Here is a 25,955-nt window from a genome sequence, read left to right as displayed (position 1 = left end):
ATGGCCGTCACGCGTCATCAGACGCGCAGGGATGTGGTCCGTGGCGCCGCTGCCGTCGCAGCGGCCGCACTGGCGCGTCCGGCGCTCGCGCAAGCGGCACCGCGCATCGCGGTGATCGGCGGCGGCTTCGGCGGCGCGGCCTGCGCACGGGCGCTGCGGCGGCTCGATGCAAAGCTTCAGGTCACGCTGATCGAGCCAAACAAGATCTTCACCGCCTGCCCGTTCAGCAACGAGGTGATCGTAGGTCTGCGCGAGCTTCCAGCGCAGCAATTCACCTATGGCAAGGTTGCGGCCGACGGCATCACGGTTGCCGCCCAAGCCGCCACCAAGGTCGATGCGCAGGCGCGCAGCATCGCGCTCGCCGACGGCACGACGCTGTCCTACGACCGGCTGGTGCTCACCCCCGGCATCGACATGCACTTCGACGCTTTGCCCGGCTACGACGAGGCGGCCACGGAGAAAATGCCGCACGCCTGGAGGGCCGGCGAGCAAACGCTGCTGCTGCGCAGGCAGCTCGAGGCGATGGACGATGGCGGCCTCGTCGTGATCGCGGTCCCCGCCGCGCCGCTGCGCTGTCCACCGGCGCCTTACGAGCGCGCCAGCCTGATCGCGCATTATCTGAAGGCCAGGAAACCGAAGTCGAAGATCCTGGTGCTCGACGCCAAGGACAATTACTCGCAGCAGAAGCTGTTCGAGAAGGCCTGGAGCGAGCTCTATCCCGACATGATCGAGCGCATCGCGCTGTCGCAAGGCGGGCGCGTCACGTCGGTCAATCCGGCGACCAACGAGATCGTCACCGACTTCGGCAACTACACCGCCGCGGTCGCCAATGTGATCCCGCCGCAAAGGGCCGGCCGCATCGCCGAGATCGCCGGCGCCGCCGACCACACCGGCTGGTGCCCGATTGATCCGGTGACCTTCGCCTCGAAGCTCGTGCCAAATATCCATGTCATCGGCGACGCCGCGATCGCCGGCGGCATTCCGAAATCCGCCTCCGCCGCGGCGGCGCAAGGCCGGGCCTGCGCGGCGGCGATCGTGAACGCGCTCGCGGGCAAGGCGCCGGACACACCGCGGCTCGACGGCGCCTGCTACAACACGGTCGCGCCCGGCTACGCATTCTCGCTGAAGGGCATCTATCAGCCGAAGGAAGATCAGTATGCCGAGGCCGAGGTGACCACGAGCCCGGTCGACGCGCCGCGCGAGGTGCGCCAGCGCGAGGCCGATCAGGCGCTCGACTGGTTCAAGACCATCACGGGAGAGGCCTTTGGCTAGGCTCACCCTCACAGTGTTCCTCGCCGCTGGACTGATCGCGGCTTGCGGGCCGGCCGGCGCTCAGGAGCTGCGGCCCTACACCGTCGTGGGGGACGCAATTCCGCGGCCGTTGACGGGAACCAAGGGCGACGCCACGCGCGGCCGTGCACTCGTGGTCGAGCGTTCCTCCACTTGCATCCTCTGCCACAGCGGCCCATTTGCCGAGCAGGCGTTCCAAGGCGACCTCGCGCCGAACCTTTCCGGCAGCGGCGCTCGCTGGTCGGAAGGACAATTGCGGCTCCGGCTGGTCGATGCGGCGCATCTCAATGCGGCGACGATCATGCCGTCCTATTATCGCGTCGACGGGCTCACGCGCGTCGGCAATTCATGGCGCGGCAAGCCGATCCTGCCGGCGGAGCAGATCGAGGATATCGTGGCCTATCTGGTGACGTTGCGGAACTAGGACTTATCAATCGATGGCGAATTCAAACCACACCACACGCCGCACAGTACTGGGCCTCGCCGGAGGCGCCGCAGTGATGGTGATCGTTCGCCCTGCCGACGCGACGCCGGCGATGCTGCAAGCCGCGATCCGCAACGTCGTCGGCGAAGCCAATGTACGAACCGGCAAGGTCAAGCTCGACATCCCGCCGCTGGTCGAGAACGGCAACACGGTGCCGATGACGGTCAGCGTGACGAGCCCGATGACGGCGGACGAATATGTGAAGAGCATCCACGTCTTCAACGAGAAGAACCCGCAGCCGAACATCGGCAATTTCTATCTCGGGCCGCACGCCGGCCGCGCCCAGGTCTCGACCCGCATCCGCCTCGCCGACAGCCAGAAGGTCACCGCCATCGCGCGGCTGTCCGACGACACGTTCTGGTCGGCGAGCGCAGACGTCGTGGTGACGCTCGCCGCCTGCACCGAGGAGGCGATCTGATGCCGTCCGCCCTGATCAATGTGCCGAAGAAGGCCAAGCGCGGCGACGTCATCGAGATCAAGACGCTGATGTCGCATATCATGGAGACCGGCTATCGCCACACCGCGTCCGGCAGCGTGGTGCCGCGCGACATCATCACGAGCTTCACCTGCCGCTTCAACGGCACGGAGGTGTTCCGCGCCGACCTGTTTCCGGCGATCGCGGCCAATCCATTCATCACCTTCTTCACGACAGTGACCGAGAGCGGCAAGTTCGAGTTCGAATGGATCGGCGACAAGGGGTTTTCGGAGACCGCACAGGCTTCGATCACGGTCGAATGAAGGTTGCCGTCTGCATCGCGCTGCTGACGGCGATGGCGGGCGCGGCGCTCGCCGCCGAGATTCCGCAAGCCGAACGCCGCTCCGGCTATAGCTTCATGAGCGCGGACACCAAGGCGATGCAGGACGAGGACACTGACAATCCCGGCATGCTCTCGGTGCTCGACGGCGAGACGCTGTGGAAGCGCAAGGCCGGCGCCGCGAACAAGGCCTGCGCCGACTGCCACAATGATGCGCGCGTCAGCATGAAGGGCGTCGCGGCGCATTATCCTGCGTTCGAGAAGACACTGGGAAGGCCGGTCGACCTCGAAGGGCGGATCAACCTCTGCCGTACCAACCACCAGCACGCATCGCCGTTCGCCTATGAGAGCCGCGAGCTCCTGGCACTATCAGCCTATGTCGCGCAGCAATCGCGCGGCACGCCGATCGCGGCCGGCGACGATCCGGAGCTCGCCCCCTTCGTCGAAAAGGGCCACGCGCTGTTCATGCAGCGGCAGGGCCAGCTCAATCTGGCCTGTGCGAATTGCCACGACGACAATTGGGACAAGAAGCTCGCGGGCAGCGCGATCACGCAAGGACAGCCGACCGGCTATCCGCTCTACCGGCTGGAATGGCAGGCGCTCGGATCGTTGCAGCGGCGGCTGCGCGCCTGCATCACCGGCATCCGGGCGCAGGCCTATGATTACGGTTCGCCGGAGCTGGTCGAGCTCGAGCTCTATCTGATGACGAGGGCGCGCGGCATGCCGGTCGAGACGCCGGCGGTGCGGCCTTGATTGCGAATAGCCCCATCCGCGTCAATGCGAGCGCAGCGAAGCAATCCATCTTTCCAACCGCGCGGAGAGATAGATTGCTTCGTCGCTCGCTCCTCGCAATGACGGGGCTGGCAGTCAGTGCAAGGAATACGAAGCTCAGCGCTCGGCGAACGCCTTCTCCACCACGAACTGCGCCGGCTCGCCGTGATTGCCTTCGACGAAGCCGCGGCCGTTCAGCAGCGTGCGGGTGTCGGCAACCAGCGCCGGCGAGCCGCAGATCATGACGCGGTCATGGGCGGCATCGAGCGCCGGCAGGCCGATATCGGTGAACAGCTTGCCCGAGGTGATGAGGTCGGTGATGCGGCCGCGGTTGCGGAACGGGTCGCGCGTCACGGTTGGGTAGTAGATCAGCTGGTCGCGCACCAGCTCGCCGATCAATTCGTCCTGCGGCAGCCTCTCGGTGATCATCTCGCCATAGGCGAGCTCCTTGACCCGGCGGCAGCCGTGCAGCAGCACGACCTTCTCGAAGCGGTCATAGGTCTCGGGATCCTTGATCACGCTGAGGAACGGCGCGAGCCCGGTGCCGGTTCCGATGAGATAAAGATTGCGGCCGTCCTCGAGGTTGTCGATGACGAGCGTCCCGGTGGCCTTGCGGCTGACGATGATCTCGTCGCCTTCCTTGAGGTGCTGGAGGCGCGAGGTCAGCGGGCCGTCCGGAACCTTGATCGAGAAGAATTCCAGCGTGTCCTCGTAGTTGGCGCTGGCGACGCTGTAGGCCCGCAGCAGCGGCTTCTCGCCGACCTTGAGCCCGATCATGGTGAACTCGCCGTTGCGGAAGCGGAACGACGGATTGCGCGTGGTCTTGAAGGAGAACAGCGTGTCGGTCCAGTGATGGACGCTGAGGACGCTTTCCTGGTTGAAATTGCTCATCGCACCAACCCTTGATTTGTGCTGCGGCGGAGGAGGATTTGGACCTCGTTGACCGGCCGGATCGTTTGTATACGATCATTCGTATACAAACGAATAATCCGGCTTGATCGAAAAGTCAAGCCGGGCTCAAATTCCCGGGCAATTCCGGAAAGAAAACAGAAGGAAAACACCCATGGCTCACGACGCGCCCCAGGCCACCGGCCCCAGCAAGCTGGTGATCCGCAATATCGGGCTATTGCTGTCGGGAGCGCTGGAGAAGCCGATCCTGGACGCCGATACCATCGTCGCCGAGAACGGCAAGATCACTGCGATCGGCCGTCTCAAGGACGTCGACACCGAAGACGCCACCACCATCGTCGACGCCATGGGAACGACGGTCGCGCCCGGCCTGATCGACAGCCACGTCCACCCCGTCGCCGGCGACTGGACGCCGCGGCAGAACCAGATCAACTGGATCGACAGCTACCTGCATGGCGGCGTCACCACCATGATCTCCGCCGGCGAGGTGCACATGCCCGGGCGGCCGCGCGACGTGGTCGGGGTGAAGGCGATGGCGATCTTCGCGCAGCGCGCATTCTGGACGCTGCGTCCAGGCGGCGTGAAGGTGCATGCCGGCGCGCCCGTGATCGAATGCGAGATGGTCGAGGACGATTTCAAGGAAATGGCCGCCGCCGGCGTCAAGCTGCTCGGCGAGGTCGGGCTCGGTGGCGTGAAGGACGGGCCGACGGCGCGGAAAATGGTCGGCTGGGCGCGCAAGTACGGCATTCAAAGCACGATCCATACCGGCGGCCCGTCGATCCCGGGCTCGGGCCTGATCGACAAGGACGTGGTGCTGGAGGCCGATACCGACGTGGTCGGTCACATCAATGGCGGCCACACGGCGCTGCCCGACGACCAGATCCGCTGCATCTGCGAGGGCTGCAAGCGCGGGCTCGAGCTCGTGCACAACGGCAATGAGCGTTCGGCGCTGTTCACGCTGCGCACCGCGCGCGAGATGGGCGATCTGCATCGCGTCATCCTCGGCACCGACGCGCCGGCCGGCTCCGGCGTGCAGCCGCTCGGCATTTTGCGGATGGTCTCGCTGTTGTCCTCGCTCGGCGAGCTGCCCGCCGAGCTGGCGTTCTGCCTTGCGACCGGCAACACCGCGCGGATGCGCGAGCTCGATTGCGGCCTGATCGACGTCGGCCGCTCCGCGGATTTCGTGCTGATGGACAAGGCGCAGCATTCGCCGGGCAAGAACATCCTGGAGAGCGTTCAGCTCGGCGATCTTCCGGGCATCGGCATGACTATCATCGACGGCATCGTCCGCACCCAGCGCAGCCGCAACACGCCACCCGCAGGCAAGGTACCGGAGATCGTGGCGAAGTAAGGGGTGCTTCCCTTTCCTCCCCTGGAGGGGAGGATCGGAATTTGCCGAGCGGATCAGCGTCACACGCTTCTTCGCGTTACGCGGTGCGGCGTTTCGCTCGGCTTGGCCCGTACGTTGGGTCAGGAACGTTCCTTCCACCTGTCACCATTGCGGTGTATCCTGACCGTGAGCAAATCTGGCCGGCTGCACTCGCAAGAGGCGTTCTTCGATCCGGAATAGTTCTTGCTGCTGCACGCCGCCGCTGTGTTGGTTCATACCAGGCAATCAGGAGGCAGCACGATGACGATGAGGCCAGATCCCACGTTCCACGCGTCGCCGAGGCTCGCGATGGAGGCGCCTGCGGAGAATTTTGCCTACACCGTGCTGCTCAGTCCGGATGCTTCAAAGCCGGATGCGCTCGCCGTGATCGACGTCAGGCGCGGCTCTCCGAGCTACAGCAAGATCGTCCACACTATCACGATGCCGAACAAGGGCGACGAGTTCCACCATTTCGGCTGGAATGCCTGCTCGTCGGCGCTGTCGCCGCTTGCCGGACACGCCTTCCTCGAGCGTCGCTATCTCATCATCCCCGGCATGCGATCCTCCCGGATCTATATCGTCGACACCAAGCCGGATCCGACGCAGGCGAAGCTGCACAAGATCATCGAGCCCGAGGAGGTCTTCAAGAAGACCGGCTACTCGCGGCCGCACACGATTCACTGCGGACCGGAAGGCATCTATGTCAGCACGCTCGGCGGCAGCGGCAAGGATGGCACCGACGGGCCGCCCGGCATCTTCATCATGGACTGCGAGACCTTCGAGGTCCTCGGCCGCTGGGAGATCGATCGCGGCCCCCAGACCAAGCATTATGACTTCTGGTGGAACCTGCCGCGCGACTACATGGTGAGCAGCGAGTGGGCGTTGCCGCCGCAGTTCGAGAACGGAATCGTGCCGGAGGATCTGCTGTCGAACAAATATGGCCATCGGCTGCATTTCTGGGACTTGCGCGCCCGGCGCAACGTCCAGACCATCGACCTCGGCGCCAACCATCAGATGGCGCTGGAGGTCCGGCCGGCCCACGATCCGGTTCGCGAATACGGCTTTGTCGGCGTCGTGGTCGACACCACCAACCTCGAAGGGTCGATCTGGACCTGGTGGCGCGAGGGCGGCAAGTTTCACATCGAGAAGACGGCAACGATTTCGCCCGAGCCGGCGTCGAAGGACCAGTTGCCGCCGCTGCTGCAGGGATTCGGCGCGGTGCCACCGCTGGTGACCGACATCGACCTGTCGATGGACGACAAGTTTCTCTATGTCGCCTGCTGGGGCACCGGCGAGATGCGTCAATACGATGTCAGCGATCCGCGAAAGCCGAAGCTCGCGGGATCGGTCCGCATCGGCGGCATCGTTCACCGCGCGCCGCACCCGAACGGGCAGGCCTTTGCCGGCGGACCGCAGATGGTCGAGATCAGCCGCGACGGCAAGCGGGTCTATTGGACCAATTCGCTGTATTCGAGCTGGGACGACCAGTTCTATCCGCAAGGCATTCCCGGCGCCGAGGTGATGGCGAATGCAAGCCCGGGCGGAGGCCTCGAGCTGGCGAAGGACTACTTCGTCAGCTTCCCCGACGGCTACCGGGCACACCAGATCCGGCTCGACGGCGGCGACTGCTCGACCGACTCGTTCTGCTATCCGTCGGCCTGAATGTGAGTGCAGCCGACTGGACTCCGGCCTGGCTGTGGCTGGCGGTCATCGCAAGCGGCCTCTATCACGGGCTCAACCCGGGAATGGGCTGGCCGCTCGCCGTGTCCGCCGGATTGATGCAACGGAATTCGCGCGCACTGGTGGCGGCCCTCGGCCCGCTCGCGGTCGGGCACCTGCTCGCGATGCTGGTCGTGCTGCTGCCATTCGCGATGCTGGTCGCCCTCGTCGAATGGCAACGCGCGATCCGAATCGGCGCGAGCTGCGTCGTCATCGGCTTCGGCATCTACCGGCTTGTCGACCAGCGCCATCCGAGGGCCCTGGCGCGGATACCCCCGGCTCAATTGGGGCTGTGGTCGTTCGCCGTGGCGATCGCCCACGGCGCGGCGCTGATGCTGGTGCCGATCTATCTCGGGCTCTGCCAGCTGGCCGATCCCGACAAGGCTCACGCTGCCGCCGGCTCGCTGATCGACGCCAATCTCTCGATGGCCGTATTGGTCTCAGTCGTCCACGCCGGCGCGATGATCGCCGCCGGGGGCTCCCTGGCGTGGCTGGTCTACCGCTATCTCGGCCTCAAATTCGTATCCCGGAGCTGGTTCAACCTAGATAGGGTTTGGGCCATCAGCCTCGTGCTGGTCGGCGCCATCGCGCTGGCGCTTGCGACGTAGTCCGGGCGCGATCCTGTGGCACTCTCTTCATCCTCCCCTGGAGGGGTAAGATCACCGCAATTTCCCGAGCAGCGCGATCAGGGTCTCGCGCTCCTTGGCGTCGAGCGGCGCCAGTGTCTCCCTGGAAATGACAAGCGCATTCGGTGCGGCCTTGTCGGCCATCTGCTGGCCGGCGCGCGTCAGGCTCACCAGCAGCCGGCGACCATCATCGGGATCGGGCGCAGTCTCGGTCAGGCCGCGTGCGGTCAGGCGATCGATCACGCCCTTGATGGTCGCAACGTCCATCGAGGTCAGCCGCCCGAGCTGGTTCTGCGAACAGGCCCCGACCTCCGACAGCTTCGACAGCGCCGCCCACTGCGTCGGCGTCAGGTTGATGCCGATCTCGCGGGCGAAGATCACCGCGTGGCGCTGCGACACCTGGCGCAGGATGAAGCCGATCTGCTCGTCCAGCACGTACCCCGGTTTCGTCGCCTTGACGCTTCGCTTCTGTGCAGCACTCCTCGCCATTGTTTAACCCCGCCCCTTACAGCGACAGATGCGCGTCGCGGATATCCGGACGCGCATCGAGTTCGGCCATGGTGCCGCCGAAGCAGATCCGGCCGCGCTCGATGATGTAGGCGCGATCCGAGATCAGCCGGGCGAAATGCAGATTCTGCTCGGAGACGACGATGCTGACGCCCTCCTTCTTCATCGCCAGGATCGCATCCACCATCTGCTCGACGATCTTCGGCGACAGGCCCTCCGAGGGCTCGTCGAGCAGCACCAGCGACGGATTGCCCATCAGCGTGCGCGCGATGGTCAGCATCTGCTGCTCGCCACCGCTCATCCGCCCGCCGGGCCGGCCGCGCATCTCGCCGAGATTGGGAAACAGCTTGAACAGCTTGTCGCGGTCCCATTGCGGCGCACCCGCCCGCTTCGGCTGGCGGCCGACCTCGAGATTTTCTTCAACCGTGAGGTCGGTGAAGATGCGCCGTTCCTCCGGCACATAGCCGAGCCCGCCGCGCACGATCGCATGCGTCGGCAGATCAGAGACGTCCCTGCCCTCGAACATCACGCGGCCGGAGCGGTTCTCGACCAGGCCGACGATGGAGCGGAACGTGGTCGACTTGCCGGCGCCGTTGCGGCCGAGCAACGCCACCACCTCGCCCTCGCCGACCTCGAGCGCGATGTCGAACAGGATATGCGCCGGGCCGTAGAAGCTGTTGAGGTCCTTCACCGTGAGCTTCATGCCGATGCTCCCTCGCGGTGCCGGGCATCATAGACAAGGCCTTCGCCGAGATAGATCGCCCGCACCTGGGCGTTGCCGCGCACTTCCTCGGGCGAGCCTTCGGCGATCAGGCTGCCGCGGTTCAGCACCAGGATGCGGTCGGCATGCTCGAACACCACGTCCATGTCGTGCTCGGTGAACAGCACGCCGATCGACTGCTCGCGCGCGATCCGCGCCGTCAGCCGCATCAGGTCGACGCGCTCGCGCGGCGCCATGCCGGCGGTCGGCTCGTCCATCAGCAATAGCTTCGGCTGGTTGGCGAGCGCGATCGCCAGCTCCAGACGCTTGACATCGCCATAGGCGAGCTCGCCGCAGGGCCGCTCCGCGTAGGCGCCCATGCCCACCAGGTCGAGCAGCCGCCCGGCCTCGTCGCGGGCGTGACGCGCGGTCGAAGCCCACAGATTGAACAATTGCCCGCCGTGCGAGACCAGCGCGACCTGCACGTTCTCGCGCACCGTCATGGTCGGGAATGTCGCCGCGATCTGGAAGGTGCGGCCGACGCCCATGCGCCAGATCACGCGCGGCTTCTTGCCGGTGGTCTCGGCGCCCAGCACGCGGATGCGGCCGCTATCGGGAATGTTCTGGCCATTGAGCATGTCGAAGCAAGTGCTCTTGCCCGCACCGTTCGGCCCGATCAGCGCCAGGATCTCCCCGGCGCGCAATTCGAACGAGACGCCGCGCACGGCGTGCACGCCGCCATAGGATTTGGTCAGCCCCTCGACCGACAGCAATGTGGGAACCATGCTCATTCGGCGCTCTCGATGCGGGAGGTCAGCAAGGGCGACGACGCCGTTGATGCGGATTTGCGGCGGCGATGCATGAAAGATTCCAATGTGCCGACGATGCCCTTCGGGAAGGCGACCACGATCAGCACGACGAAGGCGCCGAGCACGAGTTTCGACCAATCGGTCTGGCTGACCAGCCAGATGTTGAGCGCCTTGTAGACGATGGCGCCGACCACCGCGCCCGACACCGTCTCGACGCCGCCGAGCAGCACCATGACCAGCGCATCGACCGACAGCGAGATGCCCATGTTGTCGGGGAAGACACTGCCCTTGAGATAGGCGAACAGCGCGCCGGCAAGGCCGGCGACCGTGCCCGCGATCACGAAGGCGGTCCACTGGATGCGCTTGCCGTTGATGCCGATCGCTTCGCTGCGCAGCGGAGAGTCGCGCGTCGCGCGCAGCGCGAAGCCGAAGGGGGAGAACACGATGATGCGCAGGATGACGACCGCGAGCGCGGCGATGCCGAGCGACAACCAGTAGAAATGCGACGGGCTCGCCGCCCAGCTCGAGGGCCAGACGCCGAGAATGCCGTTGTCGCCGCCGGTAACCGACACCCATTGGAACGCGATCGACCACACGATCTGGGCAAAGGCCAAGGTCAGCATCGCGAAATAGACGCCCGAGAGCTGCACCGCGAAGAAGCCGAACACGGCGGCGCCGAGCAGTCCGAGCAGCGGGCCGAGCAGCAGGCAAGCGATCATCGGCAGGCCCGCCATCTTGGCGAGCAGCGCCACGCCATAGGCGCCGAGGCCGAAATAGGCGGCGTGGCCGAACGAGGCGAGCCCGCCGACCGACATCAGGAAGTGCAGGCTGACGGCGAAGATCACGAAGATCGCGATCTCGGAGCCGACGGTGAGCAAATAATTGCCGGCGACGAACGGCAGCGCGGCGGCGACGACGAGCGCGGCGATCGCGGCGAGCCGCTCATTCGTGGTCAGCGGCCGCCACGGATTGACGGTGAGCCCGGGCGTACGCCGCGCCGGCGCCTCCGGCTTGCCGAACAAACCCCACGGACGGACGATCAGCACCACCGCCATCACCAGGAACACCAGGATGATGGAGATCTTCGGGAAGATCAGGATGCCGAAGGCGTTGAGCTCCGAGACGAGAACGGCCGCGACGAACGCGCCGATGATGCTGCCGAGGCCGCCGATCACGACCACGACGAAGACCTCGACGATGACCCGCAGATCCATCGCGTGATTGACCGCGTCGCGCGGAATTTGCAGCGCGCCGCCAAGCGCGGCGAGGAAGACGCCGAGTGCGAACACGCTGGTGAACAGCCATTTCTGATTGACGCCGAGTGCCGCAACCATGTCGCGGTCCTGCGTCGCCGCGCGCACCAGAACGCCCCAGCGGGTGCGCTGGAACAACAGCCAGAGCACACCGAGCACCACCGGCCCGAGCACGATCAGAAACAGATCATAGCTTGGAACATTCTGCCCGAAGAAATCGATCGCGCCCTTGAAGCCCGGCGCGCGGCGGCCGACCAGATCGTCCGGGCCCCAGATCAGCACCACGAGGTCCTCGACCATCAGCGTGAGGCCGAAGGTCGCGAGCAGCTGGAACAGCTCGGGCGAATGGTAGATCCGGCGCAGCAGCACCATCTCGACCAGCACGCCGATCGCAGCAACCGCCAGCGCCGCCACGACGATGCCGCCCCAGAATCCGAACGCGCCCGAGAAGCGCTCGGTCAGCGTGAAGGCGACATAGGCACCGAGCATGTAGAACGCACCATGCGCGAAATTCACAATTCGCGTCACGCCGAAGATGATCGACAGGCCCGAAGCGACCAGGAACAGCGACGCCGCGCTGGCAAGACCGGTCAGGAACTGGACGACGTAAAAGGCCATGGGCAATTCGCTCTAGCGTGAATTTGCGTCAAGGGCCTCATCCTTCGCGACGGCGCTCCGCGCCGCCTCAGGATGAGGTGCAAGACCCTCATGGTGAGGAGCGCGGCGACGCCGCGCGTCCCGAACAATGAGGCCCCACGATGTTCGCGACCTCAATCCTTCGGCCGCAGCTTCTCGATCTCGGCATCGCTCGGCAGATAGTCCGAGCCCTTGCGATAGGCGGTGTCGACCATGATGCCCTTGCCGTCCTTCAGCGCGGTCTTGCCGGTGAAGGCCCCGAGCGTCGACTGGTGATCGATCTTGCGGAAGGTGATCTCACCGAACGGCGAAGGCATCGAGATGCCTTCCGCCGCCGCGATCAGCTTCTCGGGATCGCTCGAGCCCGCCTTGGCGAGGATCGCCGCCGCCGCCTTGATGGTCTGGTAGCCGACGATCGAGCCGAGCCGAGGATAGTCGTTGTACTTGGCCTGGTAGGCCTTCAGGAAGGCGTCGTGCTCCGGCGTCTTGATCGAATACCAGGGATAGCCGGTGACGATCCAGCCCTCCGGCGTCTCGTCCTTCAGCGGATCGAGATATTCCGGCTCGCCGGTCAGGAAGCTCACCACGGTGCGGCCCTTGAACAGGCCGCGGGTGTTGCCTTCGCGCACGAGCTTGACCAGGTCGGCGCCGAAGGTGACGTTGAGGATTGCCTCCGGGTTTGCTGCGGCAGTCGCCTGCACCACCGGGCCGGCGTCGATCTTGCCCTGCGGCGGCCACTGCTCGTCGACCCACTGGATATCGGGCCGCTTTTCCGACATCAGCTTCTTGAACACCGCAACCGCCGACTGGCCGTATTCATAGTTCGGCGCGATCGTCGCCCAGCGTTTTGCGGGAAGTTTCGCGGCTTCTTCCACAAGCATTGCCGCCTGCATGTAGTTCGACGGCCGCAGGCGGAACGTGTAGCGGTTACCCTTCGACCAGGTGATGGCGTCGGTCAGCGGCTCCGCGGCGAGGAAGAACACCTTCTTCTGGTTCGCGAAGTCAGAGACCGCGAGGCCGATGTTGGAAAGGAACGTGCCCGTCAGCATCGCGACGTTCTCGCTCGACACCAACTCGTTCGCCGCGGTCTGCGCATCCGCCGGCTTGCCGCCGTCATCCTTGGAAATGACGACGAGCTTCTTGCCGTTGATGCCGCCGGCCGCATTAATCTCCTCCACCGCAAGCTGCCAGCCCTTGCGATAGGGCTCGGTGAACGCCGGCAGCAAGGAATAGGAGTTGATCTCGCCGATCTTGATTTCGCTCTGCGCCATGGCCTGCGTCGTCATGGCGCCCGTTGCCATGGCCGCGACCGCGATCGCCAATCCCGCCCCTACGAAATAACCACGCATCCCGTCCTCCAGTTCTTCTTCGAAGAGATTATCGCAATCCGTCTTCGCCTTTGATCTCGTCAACCGTCAGCCCGCCGACCCGCGGCAGCGGCCGTCCGCTGTCGGTGACAGCCACCGCGACCATGATCTCGTTGGCCCGCGGCGCGTCGTTGATCTGCACCTCCATGCCGTCGAAATGGCTGCGCACGAAAGCCGCGTCCTTGTGCCCGAGCGGAATGTCCAGCGTGGTCCCGGGACCCGAGCGCTTCTTCGACGACGGGATCAGCGCCGCGCCCTTGGACAGCACCTTCCGCACCGGCGCGCCCATCTTCGGATGCAGGATCGCGGCCGCGTGCTCGAGTTCGCCATTCTCGCCGACGGCGGCGGCCTTGCCGTAGCTGTGCGCCCTGGCGCCGTCGATGCCGAGCGCGGCGACCGCCCGCTTCGACAGCAATTCGCCGAGTTCCTCGCCAATCGCGATCAGCGGCGACAGATCCTCGACATAGCGGCCGGCAAAGGGGTTTTCGATCACGGCAATCGCGGCGGCGCGCCTTGTCGGCGGCGCAATGGTCTTGCCCATCTCCAGATGGGTCTCCTCGACCACGGTGACGATCTTGCGAATGACGGCGCTCATCTTGCCTCGCTCCCGGTCATGCCCGCAGCATGATTTCTGACGTTCGTCTTTGAAACGCGTGCGACGCCGGCGTCCCGTTTCCAGATGCACCGACAAGCCGCGTTTCGCCCAGTAGACGCAATGCCGCGCCCTCGATCAATCCCGACATCAGGAGGTCGCGCGCCCGCGCCGCCCCCGCCTCCAGTGCCTGCTCGATCTCGTGTTCCGCCAGAGGTCCGACATCACGAGTCACCAACCGTACGCCGAGGTCGCTGTCGGGCTGCAATTCAACCGCAGGAAGCCGCAGGATCGCGGGATGATCGGGCAGATCGATCGCATTGGCGATCACCGTCGCCGCGGCATCAGCCTGCGACGCCGTCCGCGCCAGCACGGTGACGGCGTCGGCGATGCCGAGCGAGAAGCTGCGGCCGTGGCGACCGCTGGTCGCGATCCCGCGAACCGGCATGTCGGCATCGATGGTCATGGTGCGCATCACGCCATGGCGGTCCGGCCGGTCCATCAGGCCGACGGTGAACTGTTCGCCACCCGCGAGATGCAGGGCAATGTCGCCGCCATTGTTGACATAGGCGCGGTCGAGCGTCGCGGCGCTCAGCATCGCGCCGAGGATTTCCTCGGCGACTGAGCCCGCGACGGCGGCCATCGGCGTGATGAAACAATCGGCGGCAAACGGCACGACCGCCGCATGCATGCGCCGCGCGACCACACCCTTCAGCACGCACCGCTGCGGATCCGCCGCACTGCGCAGCGCGGCCAGCTCCACGCAGAGCTCGTCCAGCAAGCCGGTGAAGCGCTCGGCCGCAGCCCGATAGGCGGCGCTGACGTCGGCATCCCTGCCCTTGGCTTCGATGACGAGATCAATGGGACCGTCCTGCAAATGCAGCCGCTTGCCGTCAGGAAGAAGCGCGATTTGCGGGAGCCTTCTCATGCGCGCCGCCCGGGAAGATACGGCATCGGCCGGACCTCGGCGCTATCGCGCAGCGACGACAGCGGCCGGACATAGTCCATGTGGCCGCCGAGCGCCGCGTAGTCCGAGAGCTTCATCGTGAACTCGATCGGCGCCACCAGCGCCGGCGTTGGCACATAGCCGAAGGCGCCGGCCGGCATCTGCGTGACATCGACCATGAAGGTGATGCCGCCGCCGGGCCAGACATAAACCGGCGCACCGCCGCTGGTGACCCTTGTGAGCGCGTCCTTGACCGAGCGGGTCAGCCGCACCGGATTGTCGGTGACCCCGGCGCGCAGCGATCCGCCCGCGCCGCCCATGAACAGCACGGTGCACAGCGCCGGCTCGCAATTCTCCTGGATGCGCTCGACAGAGAAGCGGAGATCGGCGGGCATCTCGGTCTCGACCGGCTTCAGCGTCTCGTCGAGCACGTAGTAGGATGCATGCTCGCCGGTCGTCGACACCATCAGCATGGTGAGTCCCGGCCGTGCCTCCTTCGCATTGAAGGGACCGAGGATCGACAGCGGATCGGAGATGTTGGTGCCGCCCCATCCGGTGCCGGGATCGGCGACCTGGAAATAGCGGCCGGGCGTCGAACGGCGCCCCTTCATCTTGATGCCGGTATCGGCAATGTCGAGCAACTTGCCGGCCTGGTGTTCGCTGAGCACGCCGGTGATGTGGTCGTCGACCACCACGACCTCGTCGACTTTGCCATGCCACTGCTTGGCGAACATGCCGATGGTCGCCGAGCCGCAGCCGACCCGCATGCGCTCTTCTGCCACACCATTGACGATCGGCGGCCGGCCCGCCTGCACCACGACGGTGGCGCCGCCATCGATCGTCAGCTCCACCGCCTTGCAGTTGGAGAGATCCATCAGCGTGTCGCAGGTGACGCGGCCTTCCTTCTTGGAGCCGCCGGTCAGATGATGCACGCCGCCGAGCGACAGCATCTGCGAGCCGTATTCGCTGGTCGTGACGTGGCCGACCGCCTCGCCGTCCGCGCGAACAGTCGCGGTCTCCGGACCGAGATAGCGATCGGTGTCGATCTTCACCTTGACGCCGCAATAGGAGAAAATGCCCTCGGTCACCACGGTGACCATGTCGACGCCATCGACCTCCGACGACACGATGAAGGGTGCCGGCTTGTAGTCCGGATAGGTGGTCCCGGCGCCGATCGCGGTGACGAAGAGGTCGGGCTGACGGACGATCTTGCCGTCCCAGTCGCCGCTGACCTGGAACGGAACCAGCTTGCCGCCATGCGAGACGGTGCGCTCCAGCACGACATGCGGATCGACGCGCACCAGCGTGCCGTCGTGATTGGCATAACGGTCGCAGGCGCCGGCCGCGCCCGGCTTGATGTAGCACATCACCGGACAGGCATCGCAGCGGATCTTGTCGCCGGCGGCGACGGTCATTGTGTCAGCCATCGTGACCAAGCCTGGACTTGTGGCGGCGGTCGATCATACTGCCCTTCGGCCTCCCCGCCTATATCGTTCGTATACGAATGATCCTGCGCGCGAGCTTCGGACCTGTCAAGCGGCCTTTGCAATCAAACGCTGCCATTCGCTTGCGCACCCTGTTCATAAAGCGTGCAGGCGCTGCAGCGCGGCATGCCGCCGCTTGCACGTTTGTATACAAACGTTATCCTCCTCCGCGATTTGACGCCGACGTTGCGGCGCAAACATCAGGGGAGAACCGGGGCAATGCGCCTGACCGTGAACGGCAGGAATCATGATGTCGACGCCGCTCCCGACACCGCATTGCTGTACGTGCTGCGCAACGACCTCGCACTGAACGGACCGAAATATGGCTGCGGGCTCGGCGAGTGCGGCGCCTGCGCGGTGCTGATCGACGGCGTCGCGGCGCGCGCCTGCGTGATTCCGATCGAGGGCTGCGCCGGGCGCAGCATCGTCACGCTGGAGGGCCTCGGCTCGCGCGAGCATCCCGATCCCGTGCAGGACGCCTTCATCCGCGAACAGGCCGCGCAGTGCGGCTACTGCCTCAACGGCATGATCATCACAACCAAGGCGCTGCTCACGCGCAATCCCCATCCGTCCGAGCATGAGGTGCTGGAGGCGCTGCGCTACAATCTCTGCCGCTGCGGCGCGCATATCGAGATCATCCGCGCGGCGATGCGCGCCGCCGGCCATGCGCTCGAGGCGCGCGATTGATGGCGGGTCCGGAACAACGCAAACGCGGCTCGCTGTCGGTCGTTCGCCCGGCGGTGCTGGGCGCGGAAGGCGCATTCGAGACCTTCATCACCATCACGGCTGACGGTTCGGTGAACGCCTATAACGGCCACGTCGATCTCGGCACCGGCATCCGCACCGCGCTCGGGCAGATCGTCGCCGAGGAACTTGACGTCTCCTTCGCCCGCGTCGTCGTGATCCTCGGCGACACCGCCGTGGTGCCGAACCAAGGCGCGACGATCGCGAGCGAAACCATCCAGATCACCGCCGTTCCGTTGCGCAAGGCCGCCGCGCAGGCGCGGCATTTTTTGCTCGTGCGCGCGGCCGAGCGGCTGGAGCTGCCAGTCGATGAACTCACGATCGAAGACGGCCTGATCCGCGGTCACGACAACCGCAGCGTCAGCTATGGCGAGCTGATCGCGGACGAGACCATCCGGCTCGAACTCGCCGATGATGTCCCGGTCAAGGAAGTGAGCGCCTATTCCGTCGTCGGCAAGTCGGTGCCGCGCGTCGACCTGCCCGCGAAGGCGACCGGCGAGCTGGTTTACGTCCATGATGTGCGCGTGCCCGGGATGCTGCACGGCCGCGTCGTCCGCCCGCCCTACGCCGGCGTCGATGCCGGCCCGTTCGTCGGCACCAGCCTGATCGCGGTCGATGAAGCCTCGGTACGCGATATTCTCGGCCTGGTCGCGGTGGTGCGGATCGGCGATTTCGTCGGCGTCGTCGCCGAGCGCGAGGAGAACGCGATCAGGGCCGCTGCGCGGCTCAAGGTGACGTGGAAGCCCGGTCCGGCGCTGACCGACCTCTCCGACATCGAGCAGGCGCTGCGCGCCAATCCGTCGACGCCGCGCGAGCTGATCGACAAGGGCGACGTCGATGCCGCGATCAAGGCGGCCGCCAAGCCGATGCATCGGAGCTACCTCTGGCCCTACCAGATGCACGGCTCGATCGGCCCCTCCTGCGCGGTCGCCGACTACAGCGAGGGCGCGATCCGGGTCTGGTCTGGCACCCAGAACCCGCACATCCTGTGCGGCGATCTGGCGCTCCTGATCCAGCGGCCGGAGTCCGAGATCGACGTGATCAGGATGGAGGCCGCCGGCTGCTACGGCCGCAACTGCGCCGACGACGTCTCCGCCGATGCGCTGCTGCTGTCACGCGCGGTCGGCCGCCCGGTGCGGGTGCAGCTCACCCGCGAGCAGGAGCACGCCTGGGAGCCGAAGGGCACCGCGCAGTTGATGGACGTCAATGGCGGGCTCAATGCCGACGGCAGCGTCGCTGCTTACGATTTTGCCACGCGCTATCCGTCGAATGGCGCGCCGACGCTGGCGCTCTTGCTCACCGGACGGATCGCGCCTGAAGCGGCCGTGTCCGAGATGGGCGACCGCACCGCGATCCCGCCCTACGACTACGAGAACATGCGCGTGGTCGCCAACGACATGCCGCCGATCGTGCGCGCGTCGTGGTTTCGCGGCGTCTCAGCGCTGCCGAACACCTTTGCGCATGAATCCTATATCGACGAGCTTGCCGCCGAGGCCGACGTCGACCCGATCGAATACCGGCTGCGCTATTTGAAGGACAAGCGCGCGGTCGACCTCGTCAACGCGGTCGCAGAGCGCGCCGGATGGACGCCGCGCCCGGTGTGGAAAGAGCCCGAGGCGGATGGCGACATCGTGCGCGGCCGCGGCTTTGCCTATGCGGTCTACGTGCACAGCAAGTTTCCCGGCTACGGCGCGGCATGGTCGGCGTGGATCGCCGACGTCGCCGTGAACAAGGCGACCGGCGATGTCAGCGTGACGCGCGTCGTCGCCGGCCAGGACTCCGGCTTGATGATCAATCCCGAGGGTGTCCGGCACCAGATCGAAGGCAACGTGATCCAGTCGGCCAGCCGCGCGCTGATGGAGGAGGTCTCGTTCGAGCGCGGCGCGGTGACGGCGCGGGAATGGGGCGCCTACCCCATCATCAAATTCCCGGAGCTGCCAAAGATCGACGTGCTGATGCTGCCGCGGCAGGACCAGCCGCCGCTCGGCGTCGGCGAGTCCGCCTCGGTGCCGAGTGCGGCCGCGATCGCCAATGCGATCTACGATGCGACCGGCGTCCGCTTCCGCGAGCTGCCGTTCACGCCGGAGCGCATTTTGAAAGGCTTGCGCGGCGAACAGCCTGTCGCGTCCACGCCGCTTCCTCCGCCTGCGCAGGCGGCTGATCTCAACCGATGGCAGAATCCATTTGCGAAGCGCGGCGGCGTGCTCGCCGGCATTGCGGCGCTCTGCGTGGCAGCGATCGGGATCGGCGCGGCCGTGTTGCCCTGGCGCGCGATCGCGCCGATCGCTCGACCCGATGCCTCGGTCTATTCCGCTGCCACGATCGCGCGCGGCAAGGAGCTTGCGGCGCTCGGCGCCTGCGCCGTCTGCCACACCTCGGAGCACGGCGTAGCCAACGCCGGCGGCCGGCCGCTCGAAACGCCGTTCGGCACGATCTACACGACCAACATCACGCCCGACGTCGACACCGGTATCGGCGCCTGGTCCTATCCCGCCTTCGAGCGTGCGATGCGCGAGGGCATTCATCGCGACGGGCGTCATCTCTACCCGGCATTCCCGTACACACATTTCGCCCAAACCACCGATGCCGATCTGCAGGCGCTCTACGCCCATCTGATGGCGCAGGCGCCGGTGCGCGCCGCGACACCGGCCAACGCGCTCGCCTTTCCGTTCAACCTGCGGCCGCTGCTCGCCGGATGGAATGCGCTGTTCCATCAGCCGAACACGTTCCGGCCCGATCCCACGAAATCGGAGATGTGGAATCGCGGCGCCTATCTGATCGAGGGTCTCGGCCATTGCAGCGCCTGCCACTCGCCGCGCAATGCGCTGGGCGCCGAACGGCAGGCGGCCTATCTCGCCGGCGGCTTCGCCGAGGGCTGGGAGGCGCCGGCGCTGACCTCGCTGTCGAAGGCGCCGATCCCGTGGAGCGAGGACGAGCTCTACGCCTATCTGCGCACCGGCGAGTCCCACCTGCACGGCGTCGCCGCGGGGCCGATGGCGCCGGTCGTGCAGGAGCTTGCCGCGGTGCCCGATCAGGACATCCGCGCGATGGCGGTCTACCTCGCCTCGTTCAACGCGACCACCGACCGACAGGCCCATGATGCGCTCGCCGCGAAACTCAAGACCGGCACCGTTGTCACCGCCGCCACCTCGGCGGGCGCCCGGATCTATCAAGGCGCCTGCGCCGTCTGCCATGAGGTCGGCGGGCCGCCGCTGTTCGGCAGCCGGCCGTCGCTGGCGCTCAACAGCAACCTGCACAGCGACATCCCCGACAATCTGATCCAGGTGATCCTGCACGGCATCGCCAGGCCGGCCGTGACCGATCTCGGCTACATGCCGGCCTTCAAGGACAGCATGACCGATGGCCAGGTCACAGAACTCGTCACCTTCCTCCGCAGCCAATTTGCCCCGGACAAGCCGGCCTGGGCCGATGTCACGGCCAGGGTCGGCCGTATACGGCAGACCATAGCGCGCTGACCTGCCATGTTCCGCCCGATACCCACTGGGCGGGCGCCACGGGGCAGGCTAAGGTTCCCGCATGACCGTGACAGATATCGCGACCCGGACCTATAACCACGGCTGGCGGCTCGACCCGATCGTCCGCAGCCTGCTGGACACCGATTTCTACAAGCTGTTGATGCAGCAGATGATCCGGGAATGCTATCCGGACACCCGCACGACCTTTTCGGTGATCAACCGCTCGACCCATATCAAGCTCGCCGAGGTCATCGACGAGGGCGAGCTGCGCGCCCAGCTCGACCACGCCCGCACCATCCGCTTCACCAAGAAGGAACTGATCTGGCTCGCCGGCAACACGTTCTACGGCAAGACCCAGATGTTCTCGCCCGATTTCATCAACTGGCTCTCGACCTTCCGCCTGCCCGAATACGAGCTGCACAAGGTCGACGGCCAGTATGAGCTGCATTTCCACGGGCCGTGGACCCACACCACGATGTGGGAGATCCCGGCGCTCGCGATCCTCAACGAGCTGCGCTCGCGCGCCGCGACCAAGACCTACGGCCGGTTCGCGCTCGACGTGCTCTACGCCCGCGCCAAGGCCAAGCTGTGGACCAAGGTCGAGCGGCTGCGCAAGCTCGACGGCCTGCGGCTGTCCGATTTCGGCACACGCCGCCGCCACGGCTTCCTGTGGCAACGCTGGTGCGTCGAGGCGGTGAAGGAAGGCCTCGGCTCCTCGTTCACCGGAACGTCGAACGTGCTGCTGGCGATGGACAACGACCTCGAAGCGATCGGCACCAATGCGCATGAGCTGCCGATGGTCGCCGCTGCGCTCGCCAATGACGACGAGGCGCTGCGCTGGGCGCCCTATCGCATCCTCGACCAGTGGCGCCACACCTATGGCGGCAACCTCCTGATCGCGCTGCCCGACGCGTTCGGCACCAAGCCGTTCCTGCGCGACGCGCCGGACTGGGTCGCCGACTGGACCGGCTTCCGTCCCGACAGCGCGCCGCCGATCACGGCCGGCGAAGAGATCATCAAGTGGTGGAAGCAGAAGGGCCGCGATCCCAAGGAGAAGCTCCTGGTGTTCTCCGATGCGATGGATGTCGGCTCGATCGAGGAGACATTCCACCACTTCAAGGGCCGGGTGCGCGTCAGCTTCGGCTGGGGCACCAACCTTACCAACGATTTCGTCGGCTGTGCGCCGGACGGCACCGCCGAGCTCGATCCGATCTCGATCGTCTGCAAGGTGACGTCGGTCGACGGCCGTCCCGCCGTGAAACTCTCCGACAATCCGGAGAAGGCGACCGGCATCCCGTCCGAGGTCGAGCGTTATCTGCGCGTGTTCGGCAATGTCGGCCGCGTTCGCACCGCAGTTCACGTCTAGGCTGACGCGAACATTCCTTCCATCGACTGATCCGACGAGTTTCGCATGCCCGCACCCAAGCCGCCTGCCTTCGAAACCCTGAGCCTGCATGCCGGCCAGCGCCCCGATCCCGCGACCGGCGCGCGCGCGGTTCCGATCTACCAGACCACGTCCTACGTGTTCCAGGATGCCGACCACGCCGCGGCGCTGTTCAACCTGGAACGCGCCGGCCACATCTACACCCGCATCTCCAACCCGACGACGGCGGTGCTGGAGGAGCGCATCGCGGCGCTCGAATGCGGCGTCGGCGCGATCTGCACCGCCAGCGGCATGGCCGCGATGCATCTTGCGATCGCAACCCTGCTCAACGCCGGCGACCACATCGTCGCCTCCGCCTCGCTCTATGGCGGCACCATCAATTTGCTCGCGCACACGCTGCCGCGCTTCGGCATCACCACAACCTTCGTGAAGCCGCGCGCGCTGGACGAATTCCGTGCAGCGATCAAGCCGAACACGCGGCTCGTGATCGGCGAGACCATCGGCAATCCCGGCCTCGAGGTGCTGGATATCCCCGCAGTCGCGCAGATCGCGCATGATGCGAAGATTCCGCTGTTGATCGACAACACTTTCGCGACGCCCTATCTCAGCCAGCCGATCGAGCTCGGCGCCGACATCACGATGAACTCGGCGACCAAATGGATGGGCGGCCACGGGATTGCGATCGGCGGCGTCATCGTCGACGGCGGCCGGTTCGACTGGCGCGCCTCCGGCAAATTCCCGCAGCTCACCGAGCCCTATGCCGGCTATCACGGCATCGTCTTCGACGAACAGTTCGGCAAGGCGGCCTTCGTCATGCGCGCCCGCACCGAGGGCCTGCGCGATTTCGGCGCCTGCCTGTCGCCGACCAACGCCTTCCAGCTGTTGCAGGGCATCGAGACGCTCGGCGTCCGCATGGACCGCCATGTCAGCAACACCCACGCGGTGCTGGCCGCCCTCGCCGCGAACAAGGCGGTCGACTGGGTGCTGCATCCGTCGCTGGAGAGCCATCCGGATCACGCGCTGGCGAAGAAGCTGCTGCCGCGCGGCGCCGGCTCGATCATCAGCTTCGGCATCAAGGGCGGCCGCGCCGCCGGCAAGAAGTTCATCGAGTCGTTGAAGCTGATCAGCCATCTCGCCAATGTCGGCGACGCCAAGACGCTGGTGATCCACCCCGCCAGCACCACGCACCAGCAGATGGACGCCGAGCAGCTCAAGGCCGCCGGCATTGGCGAGGAGCTGGTGCGGCTGTCGGTCGGCATCGAAACCGCACAGGATATCATCGACGATCTCGGCCAGGCGCTGCGCGCCTCGCAAAGGACCTGAGCCATGCAGCTTTCAGTGAACGGCGCTGACACCTTCATCGCAACCGGCGGCAAGCCGTTCGATGCGTCGCTGCCGGCCGTCGTGATGATCCACGGCGCCGGCTTCGACTCTTCGACCTGGGCGCTGCACAGCCGCTGGTTCGCGCATCACGGCTATTCGGTGCTGGCGCCCGACCTGCCCGGCCATGGCCGCTCCGCCGGCAAGCCGCTGAAGACGATCGCCGAGATGGCCGACTGGATCGCCGCGCTGATCACGGCGGCCGGCGCATCGAAGGCCCGGCTGATCGGCCACTCAATGGGCTCGCTGATCGCGATCGAGACCTCGGCGCGGCATCCCGACAAGGTCTCCGGCCTCGCGCTGATCGGCACCGCCGCGACCATGACGGTCGGCCCCGATCTGCTGAAGGCCGCCGAAGCCAATGACGTCGCAGCCATCGACATGGTCTCGATCTGGGGCCTCGGCTTCAAGGCCGAGCTCGGCGGCAGCCTCGCGCCGGGACTATGGATGCACCAGGGCGCGCAGCGGGTGCTGCAGGAGGCAAAGCCCGGCGTGCTCTACAACGACCTCAGCGCCTGCAACGCCTACCAGAACGCGCTGACGGCGGCTGCCGCGGTCAAGGTGCCCGCGACCTTCATCCTCGGCGAGCGCGACATGATGACCCCGGCCAAGGCCGGCAAGGCGCTCGCCGCCGCGACGCCGAATGCGCGGACCGTGGTGCTCGCGGGCGCCGGCCACATGATGATGGTCGAGCAGCCCGACGAACTGCTGGCGGCGCTGCGGTAGCGGAGCCTCAGGCTCCTCTCCCTTGTGGGAGAAGGTCGCCAAAGGCGGCCTTCGGCCGCCGTTTTTGAAGAACGCCGATGCTGAGCATCGACTATTCGCAAGTCCGCGCCGGACGAGACGTCTGCGTCCGAAGGTGAGCGCCTCCCAAATATCGAAAACAACCCCATGCAAAGGAGCAGAGCGGCCGCCGGCGCTTGGACAAGCAACTTAACTTGACATGTCGGGCAAATCGGCGATATCTTCTATTATTCCGAAATCCCACGAACGCCCCGGCGCCACCGCAGCAGCGCATGCTTCCGTCGTGATTGCGGCCGAAAATTTCTCACCCACCATGCCACTGCAAGGCCGATCGGATATCTGCCTCAAACGCGGTATCGGCGCGTACCCATTCCGCCTGTCCCGCCTTCAGGCCGCAAGCAGCAAATGCTTCGGCCTAGCGCTTCGTCTTGTGGAGCACCATCCTGCCCTTTGAAGCAATGCCACCCCACCTGGCAGACCAGCCGACTTCCGAGGTGGAGGGGCGTTCGGTGCGGGTCTGATCCCAAGTGCCCTGCAACGCAAACAGGGCGCCCTGGGGATCGGCACATCGAACGATCCAGCAACCATCGGGCAACTCGATCGGACCCTGGAGGACCCGGCCTCCGCCGGCATGAACGCGCTTGGCGGCCGTGCCGATGTCGTCGACATTGAAGTAGTAGAGCCAACAGGGCTGCGACACGCTCGGAAGCTTGGTGAGCATGCCGCCGATCGTCTGTCCGGCCGCCGAAAACAATTCATACACGTCTGCCGGATCGACTCCAGCATGGGCCTTCTGCCAGCCAAGAAGCTCGCCGTAAAATGCAAAGATCCTGTTCCGGTCTTCGGCCAGCAACTCGTGCCAGCCCACGCGCCCGGGCTCGTCCAATCCGCCGGGTTGCGGTGGGCCATATTTCAGTCCCGTGACCAGCGCAAACGTCGCTCCTTGCGGATCGGCGACCACTGAAATTCGGCCGATATTGCTGTCGGTCGGCGATACCAGGACGGCGCCGCCAAGACGGCGGATCTGCGCGGCCTTGGCATCCATGTCATCGACGGCGACATAGCCGACCCATCTCGGCGTTGCACCCAATCGCAGCCCCTCTTCGGGGAGCTCCATGAGACCAACCACCGGCGTGTCGTCTGCAGCAAGCACCGTATAGGCCAGCTCCGGCGTTGACGCATCTTTCGTCGCCCAGCCGACCACCTTGCCATAGAAGGCAGCTGCCGCCCGCATGTCCGTCGTCAGGAGTTCATACCAGGCGAAGCGTCCGGGCTGATCGACCAAGCTAATTTCCCTGTTCAAGCGGGCCGGCAATTGCGCACTGCATCAAACCGCCCGTCGCAATCCGCTCACGGGCGCGGATATTCGGCGCCTTCGATGAAATTGTAGCGATATTGTTCATGAAGATGAATGCAACCCAGCCCCATTACATTTCGCGTACCCCCAAATCTTGCCTGCCTTGTTCGCTCGGCGTAGGATCACGGCTTACGGAGATCGTTCTTCCAACATCGGAGGATGCGGCCATGCAGCGGGCGAAGCAAGCTTCGAAAAAGAAGCGAATGACCAAAGCCGCGATGCCGGCGCTGGGAGTAGCCGGTCTAACCTTTTCGCTGGCGGGAAGTGCGTCGGCTTCGGCTGTACCGACCGGTGACGTTCAACACAGGCCGAGCTTCGCGCCCGGCCAGGTGACCGCGCTCAGCGAGGAAGAACTCGCCGACGTCAACCTCGCCACCTTCCATCTCAATCTCATCGATCATGGAAGCGCCGCGGGCGGTGTGCTGCTCGCGCGGGGATGCGGTGGTTGTCATGGCTGCGGAGGTGCCAGAGGTTGCGGAGGCTGCAGAGGTTGCGGCGGCTGCAGAGCGTGCAGAGGCTGCCGCTGCGGTGTCGGTTGCGGTGGATGTGGCGGCTGCGGCGTTGGTTGGATCGGGGTAGGCGTGCCATTGGTGTCATGCGCAGGGTGCTGTGCATCGTGGGGCCGCTGCCGCTGGTGCTAGGACGCAGCGCTC

23 protein-coding genes are annotated in these 25,955 nt (G+C 65.9%); 13 read left to right on the top strand and 10 right to left on the bottom strand.

All coding sequences use genetic code 11. The annotated features are described in order from the left end of the window. Genes ACVILL_RS25235 through soxA form a run of 5 tightly spaced genes read left to right on the top strand, consistent with a single transcriptional unit; the run spans position 1 to position 3,282 of the window. A complete protein-coding gene (locus tag ACVILL_RS25235; RefSeq protein WP_456731502.1) occupies positions 1-1,272 on the top strand; it encodes an FCSD flavin-binding domain-containing protein in 1,272 nt (423 codons plus the stop codon). A 13-nt stretch (positions 1,273-1,285) separates the two neighbouring features. Continuing rightward, complete coding sequence (gene soxX / locus ACVILL_RS25230) at positions 1,286-1,714, top strand: sulfur oxidation c-type cytochrome SoxX (RefSeq protein WP_456734358.1); 429 nt, start codon at positions 1,286-1,288, stop codon at positions 1,712-1,714. 13 nt (positions 1,715-1,727) lie between these two features. After that, a complete protein-coding gene (locus ACVILL_RS25225; RefSeq protein WP_456731501.1) occupies positions 1,728-2,192 on the top strand; it encodes a SoxY-related AACIE arm protein in 465 nt (154 codons plus the stop codon). After that, positions 2,192-2,512: a thiosulfate oxidation carrier complex protein SoxZ gene (gene soxZ, locus ACVILL_RS25220; protein ID WP_050423390.1), complete on the top strand. Its 321-nt coding sequence runs from the start codon at positions 2,192-2,194 to the stop codon at positions 2,510-2,512. The genes ACVILL_RS25225 and soxZ overlap by 1 nt, the downstream gene beginning before the upstream one ends. Then, positions 2,509-3,282, top strand: coding sequence for a sulfur oxidation c-type cytochrome SoxA (gene soxA / locus ACVILL_RS25215; RefSeq protein ID WP_456731500.1), 774 nt, complete (start codon positions 2,509-2,511; stop codon positions 3,280-3,282). Before soxZ ends, soxA begins: the two co-directional genes overlap by 4 nt. 135 nt (positions 3,283-3,417) lie before the next feature. Here soxA and ACVILL_RS25210 read toward each other — a convergent pair whose 3' ends face one another. Continuing rightward, positions 3,418-4,191, bottom strand: a complete 774-nt coding sequence (locus ACVILL_RS25210; protein WP_456731499.1) for a ferredoxin--NADP reductase — start codon at positions 4,189-4,191, stop codon at positions 3,418-3,420. A 172-nt stretch (positions 4,192-4,363) separates the two neighbouring features. On the opposite strand from ACVILL_RS25210, the gene ACVILL_RS25205 reads away from it, so the two are divergent. From ACVILL_RS25205 to ACVILL_RS25195, 3 genes are all read left to right on the top strand, one after another. Further along, positions 4,364-5,560, top strand: a complete 1,197-nt coding sequence (locus ACVILL_RS25205; RefSeq protein WP_456731498.1) for an amidohydrolase family protein — start codon at positions 4,364-4,366, stop codon at positions 5,558-5,560. Between the two features lie 279 nt (positions 5,561-5,839). Then, complete coding sequence (locus ACVILL_RS25200; protein WP_456731497.1) at positions 5,840-7,240, top strand: selenium-binding protein SBP56-related protein; 1,401 nt, start codon at positions 5,840-5,842, stop codon at positions 7,238-7,240. Between the two features lie 2 nt (positions 7,241-7,242). Then, positions 7,243-7,905, top strand: coding sequence for a hypothetical protein (locus tag ACVILL_RS25195; RefSeq protein ID WP_456731496.1), 663 nt, complete (start codon positions 7,243-7,245; stop codon positions 7,903-7,905). Between the two features lie 51 nt (positions 7,906-7,956). Here ACVILL_RS25195 and ACVILL_RS25190 read toward each other — a convergent pair whose 3' ends face one another. From ACVILL_RS25190 to ACVILL_RS25155, 8 genes are all read right to left on the bottom strand, one after another. Next, positions 7,957-8,412: a MarR family winged helix-turn-helix transcriptional regulator gene (locus ACVILL_RS25190; RefSeq protein ID WP_016842448.1), complete on the bottom strand. Its 456-nt coding sequence runs from the start codon at positions 8,410-8,412 to the stop codon at positions 7,957-7,959. A gap of 16 nt (positions 8,413-8,428) precedes the next feature. Further along, positions 8,429-9,133, bottom strand: coding sequence for an ABC transporter ATP-binding protein (locus tag ACVILL_RS25185; RefSeq protein ID WP_456731495.1), 705 nt, complete (start codon positions 9,131-9,133; stop codon positions 8,429-8,431). Then, on the bottom strand, positions 9,130-9,921 hold the full coding sequence (locus ACVILL_RS25180; RefSeq protein ID WP_456731494.1) for an ABC transporter ATP-binding protein: 792 nt from the start codon (positions 9,919-9,921) through the stop codon (positions 9,130-9,132). Before ACVILL_RS25180 ends, ACVILL_RS25185 begins: the two co-directional genes overlap by 4 nt. Continuing rightward, positions 9,918-11,810, bottom strand: coding sequence for an ABC transporter permease (locus ACVILL_RS25175; protein WP_456731493.1), 1,893 nt, complete (start codon positions 11,808-11,810; stop codon positions 9,918-9,920). Before ACVILL_RS25175 ends, ACVILL_RS25180 begins: the two co-directional genes overlap by 4 nt. Before the next feature lie 152 nt (positions 11,811-11,962). Then, entirely contained in the window at positions 11,963-13,177 is a 1,215-nt protein-coding gene (locus tag ACVILL_RS25170) for an ABC transporter substrate-binding protein (protein ID WP_456731492.1), read from the bottom strand. Positions 13,178-13,205: 28 nt separating this feature from the next. Next, on the bottom strand, positions 13,206-13,790 hold the full coding sequence (locus ACVILL_RS25165) for an amino acid synthesis family protein (protein ID WP_456731491.1): 585 nt from the start codon (positions 13,788-13,790) through the stop codon (positions 13,206-13,208). Positions 13,791-13,806: 16 nt separating this feature from the next. Then, the gene (locus ACVILL_RS25160) at positions 13,807-14,715 is read right to left on the bottom strand and encodes a UPF0280 family protein (RefSeq protein WP_456731490.1); all 909 of its coding nucleotides are present in this window, start codon (positions 14,713-14,715) and stop codon (positions 13,807-13,809) included. After that, on the bottom strand, positions 14,712-16,160 hold the full coding sequence (locus ACVILL_RS25155) for a 6-hydroxynicotinate reductase (protein ID WP_456731489.1): 1,449 nt from the start codon (positions 16,158-16,160) through the stop codon (positions 14,712-14,714). Before ACVILL_RS25155 ends, ACVILL_RS25160 begins: the two co-directional genes overlap by 4 nt. A gap of 276 nt (positions 16,161-16,436) precedes the next feature. Between ACVILL_RS25155 and ACVILL_RS25150 the strand changes: the two genes are divergently transcribed. The 5 genes from ACVILL_RS25150 to ACVILL_RS25130 all read left to right on the top strand — a co-directional run bounded on the left by ACVILL_RS25150 (position 16,437) and on the right by ACVILL_RS25130 (position 23,927). Continuing rightward, positions 16,437-16,904: a (2Fe-2S)-binding protein gene (locus ACVILL_RS25150; protein WP_456731488.1), complete on the top strand. Its 468-nt coding sequence runs from the start codon at positions 16,437-16,439 to the stop codon at positions 16,902-16,904. Continuing rightward, positions 16,904-20,437 (top strand): molybdopterin cofactor-binding domain-containing protein, encoded by a 3,534-nt coding sequence (locus ACVILL_RS25145; protein ID WP_456731487.1) that lies wholly within the window; start codon positions 16,904-16,906, stop codon positions 20,435-20,437. The genes ACVILL_RS25150 and ACVILL_RS25145 overlap by 1 nt, the downstream gene beginning before the upstream one ends. Before the next feature lie 61 nt (positions 20,438-20,498). Beyond that, on the top strand, positions 20,499-21,803 hold the full coding sequence (gene pncB, locus ACVILL_RS25140; RefSeq protein ID WP_456731486.1) for a nicotinate phosphoribosyltransferase: 1,305 nt from the start codon (positions 20,499-20,501) through the stop codon (positions 21,801-21,803). A 45-nt stretch (positions 21,804-21,848) separates the two neighbouring features. After that, on the top strand, positions 21,849-23,144 hold the full coding sequence (locus ACVILL_RS25135; protein WP_456731485.1) for an O-acetylhomoserine aminocarboxypropyltransferase: 1,296 nt from the start codon (positions 21,849-21,851) through the stop codon (positions 23,142-23,144). Between the two features lie 3 nt (positions 23,145-23,147). Then, the gene (locus ACVILL_RS25130) at positions 23,148-23,927 is read left to right on the top strand and encodes an alpha/beta fold hydrolase (protein WP_456731484.1); all 780 of its coding nucleotides are present in this window, start codon (positions 23,148-23,150) and stop codon (positions 23,925-23,927) included. 433 nt (positions 23,928-24,360) lie between these two features. Here ACVILL_RS25130 and ACVILL_RS25125 read toward each other — a convergent pair whose 3' ends face one another. After that, the gene (locus ACVILL_RS25125) at positions 24,361-25,230 is read right to left on the bottom strand and encodes a VOC family protein (RefSeq protein ID WP_456731483.1); all 870 of its coding nucleotides are present in this window, start codon (positions 25,228-25,230) and stop codon (positions 24,361-24,363) included. Positions 25,231-25,955: the final 725 nt, after the last annotated feature.

It is taken from the genome of Bradyrhizobium sp. USDA 3364 (genome assembly GCF_054056355.1).
The sequence above is the reverse complement of the archived record's forward strand: the minus strand, read 5'-3'. Positions and strand labels throughout refer to the sequence as shown.